Genomic DNA, 3,191 nt, shown 5'->3' with positions numbered 1-3,191 from the left:
CCGTCCGGCGTTTGAGGACTTCGGGCGAAGCCCGAAACGCGTCAGCCGACGCAACCGCACCCCCAGCCCGTCCGGCGTTTGAGGACTGAGGCGCGAAGCGCCGAACCGCGCCGCAGGCGCCGGCGCGACCGGACGCATCCGAGCGGGACCGGACCACCCCCTCAGCCCGTCCGGCGCTTGAGGACTGAGGCGCGCAGCGCCGACAGCGCGACAGCCGGCGCAACGCAACCCACGGGCAGGAACAACCGCGAAGCGAACCGCGTTGGCGCCGATCAGCAGGACCGGACCACGACGAAGAAGGACCCACATGCACCAGCGCACTCTGGGCGGCCAGGGGCTGGCCGTTTCCGCACAGGGGATCGGGCTCATGGGTATGAGCCAGTCCTACGGGCCGGCCAACGACCTCGAGTCCATCGCGACCATCCACCGCGCCATCGACCTCGGCGTGACGTTCCTCGACACCGCCGACGTGTACGGGGCGACCGGGCTGTACGGGCCCGGGGCCAACGAGAAGCTCGTGGGGTACGCGCTGCGCGAGCGGCGGGACGAGGTGACGCTGGCGACCAAGGCCGGCATCGCCGGTATCGAGCCCGGGGTGGGCATGACGCTGCGCGCCACCCCCGCGTACATACGCCAGGCCGCCGACGCGTCGCTGCAGCGGCTCGGGACCGACCGGATCGACCTCTACTATCTGCACCGCGTCGACCCCGAGACCCCCGTCGAGGAGACCGTCGGCGCGATGGCCGAGCTCGTCGAAGCCGGCAAGGTGCGCTACCTCGGCCTCTCCGAGGTGACCGCCGACGAACTGCGGCGGGCGCACGCCGTGCATCCGATCAGCGCGCTGCAGAGCGAGTGGTCGCTGTGGACGCGGGTCATCGAGGACGAGGTGCTGCCCGCCGCCCGCGAGCTGGGCATCGGCATCGTGCCGTTCTCCCCGCTGGGCCGCGGCTACCTCACCGGCGCGGTGACCACGCAGGACACCATGGCCCCCACCGACGTACGACGGCACATGCCCCGCTTCCAGCCCGAGGCCCTGGACGCCAACCAGCGTCTCGTGGCGATCGTCCGCGAGATCGCCGCGGAGAAGGGCGTCCTGCCCGGGCAGATCGCGCTGGCCTGGCTGTACGCGCAGGGCGACGACATCGTGCCCATCCCCGGCACCCGCCGCATCGCGTATCTGGAGCAGAACGCCGCCGCGGTGGACGTGGAGTTGTCCGAGCACGACCTCAAGCGGCTGGACTCGGTGGCCGGCGCGGTCACGGGTGAGCGGTACTGACCGCTTGACGGGGGTGGCCCGCCGGCGCGCATGATGCGCGGCATGACCACCCCCACCGGCGGCCGGGTCCTCGTCGTCGACGACGACCCGGCCATCCTCCGCTCCCTCGAACGCGGCCTGCGGCTGAGCGGCTTCGCCGTCGCCACCGCCGACTGCGGGCGGTCCGCGCTGGCCGCCGTGCCGGCCGCGGACGCCGTCGTCCTGGACATATCGATGCCGGATCTGAGCGGTATCGACGTCTGCCGGCGGCTGCGGGCGGACGGCAACGACGTCCCCGTGCTGATGCTCTCCGCGCTCGACGAGCTCGACGACCGGCTGGCGGGGCTGCAGGCGGGCGGGGACGACTACCTGGTCAAACCGTTCGCCCTGCCCGAGCTGGTGCTGCGGCTGCAGGCCCTGCTGCGCCGCCGTCCGCCGCGCGGGACGGAGCTGGTGCGGGCGGGGTCGCTGACGCTCGATCCGGCCGCGCGCACCGCCGAGGCGGACGGGCGGCGGCTGGAGCTGACCCGGCGGGAGTTCGAGCTGCTGGAGGTGCTCGTCCGCAACGCCGGGATCGTCCTGACCCGGGACCAGCTGCTGGAGCGGGTGTGGGGGTACGACTTCGACGTACGCACCGACGCCGTCGACACCTTCGTCAGCTATCTGCGCCGCAAGCTGGAGGCCGGCGGCCGGCCCCGGCTCATCCACACCGTGCGCGGGGTGGGGTTCGTGCTGCGGGCCGGGAGCCGGCGGTGAGGCGCCGCGGCATGCGGCTGTCCACCCGGATCGCCCTCGCCGTGGGCATCGCCGTACCGCTGCTCGTACTGGCGGCGGGCTGGGTGCAGATCCGGCTCGTCCCACACGACCTGCACGCCCAGCAGGACGGCCATCTGCGCGCGACCGCGACCGCCGTACGCGACGAGGCGCGCGCCCTGCTGCGCGCCGCCGCCCGCGACCGGCCGGCGGCGGAACGCGCCCGCGAGCGCCGCCTCTTCGGCACCGCCCTGGACATCGGCATCCTCCTCACCGGCCCGGACGGCACCGTCGCCGAGGGCGGCCCGCGCCCCGCGTCGTCCGCGCGGCTCCCCGCGAGCGCGCCCGCCCCGCGCACCGTGGCCGCCGCCGGCACCGACTGGCGGGTGCTGTCCGTGCCGCTGACCGGCGCGCGCCCGGCGACGAGCGGCACCCTGTGGCTGTTCTCCGCCGACACCGCGAGCCGCGAGCAACTCGCCGCCGTCCGCCGCCGTGTGGTGAGCGTGGCCCTGCTGGCCGCCCCCGCGGCGGGGCTGCTGGCCTGGGCGGTGGCGAGCGGCGCCGCCCGGCCGCTGCGCCGGCTGCAGCGGCGCGCCGGCGGCCTCGACCCGCGCGCGGACCGCACCCGGCTCACCGCCGAGCACACCGGCGTCACGGAGGTCGACGATCTGGCGCGCACCATCCAGACGGTGCTCTCGCGCTACGACGAGCAGGCCGCCCGTACCGCCGACGCGCTGGCGACGGCCCGCTCCTTCTCGGCCGCCGCCTCGCACGAGCTGCGCACCCCGCTGATGAGCATGCGGACGAACCTGGACGTGCTGGCCGCCCACCCCGGCCTCCCGGAACCGGACCGCGGTGAGGTCCTGGCCGACCTGCACGCCGAGCACGAGCGGATGCTGGGCCTGCTGGTGATGCTCCGGCTGCTGGCGGAGGGGGACCTGGTCGACCCGGCCGCCTTCACGCCCGTGGAGCTGGCGGAACTGGCCGAGTCGGAGGCGCGGACCCTGCGCGCCCGGCACCCCGGCGTCCGGCTGACGGTCACCGCCACCCCGGTGACCGTCAGCGGCTGGGAGCCGGGGCTGCCCGCGACGCTGAACACCGAGGGCGAGCAGACCGAGGCGATAAAGCAGCGGAAGAACGGCCTGTACCCGGGCGTGACCGACGAGCTCGCCGAGAACATGAA

Annotated in this window: 3 protein-coding genes; all 3 read left to right on the top strand. The window is 74.8% G+C overall.

What is annotated here, in order from left to right; all coding sequences use genetic code 11:
• Positions 1-307: 307 nt before the first annotated feature.
• Positions 308-1,276 carry an aldo/keto reductase gene (locus AB0M28_RS40190; RefSeq protein WP_365415756.1) on the top strand — a complete coding sequence of 323 codons (969 nt, stop codon included), beginning with the start codon at positions 308-310 and terminating at the stop codon, positions 1,274-1,276.
• A 42-nt stretch (positions 1,277-1,318) separates the two neighbouring features.
• Positions 1,319-2,011: a response regulator transcription factor gene (locus AB0M28_RS40185; protein WP_365415754.1), complete on the top strand. Its 693-nt coding sequence runs from the start codon at positions 1,319-1,321 to the stop codon at positions 2,009-2,011.
• An 11-nt stretch (positions 2,012-2,022) separates the two neighbouring features.
• Positions 2,023-3,191: histidine kinase dimerization/phospho-acceptor domain-containing protein (locus tag AB0M28_RS40180; protein ID WP_365415752.1), on the top strand; the 1,169-nt coding region annotated here is incomplete at its 3' end.

Origin of the sequence: Streptomyces sp. NPDC051940 (genome assembly GCF_040680895.1) — a bacterium.
Classification (GTDB): domain Bacteria; phylum Actinomycetota; class Actinomycetes; order Streptomycetales; family Streptomycetaceae; genus Streptomyces.
This window is presented reverse-complemented; position numbering and strand designations above follow the sequence as displayed.

Bases quoted from the DNA above. Each gene is read 5' to 3' on its own strand.
- AB0M28_RS40190 (WP_365415756.1), top strand. From the start codon at position 308: ATGCACCAGCGCACTCTGGGCGGCCAGGGGCTGGCCGTTTCCGCACAG.
- AB0M28_RS40185 (WP_365415754.1), top strand. From the start codon at position 1,319: ATGACCACCCCCACCGGCGGCCGGGTCCTCGTCGTCGACGACGACCCG.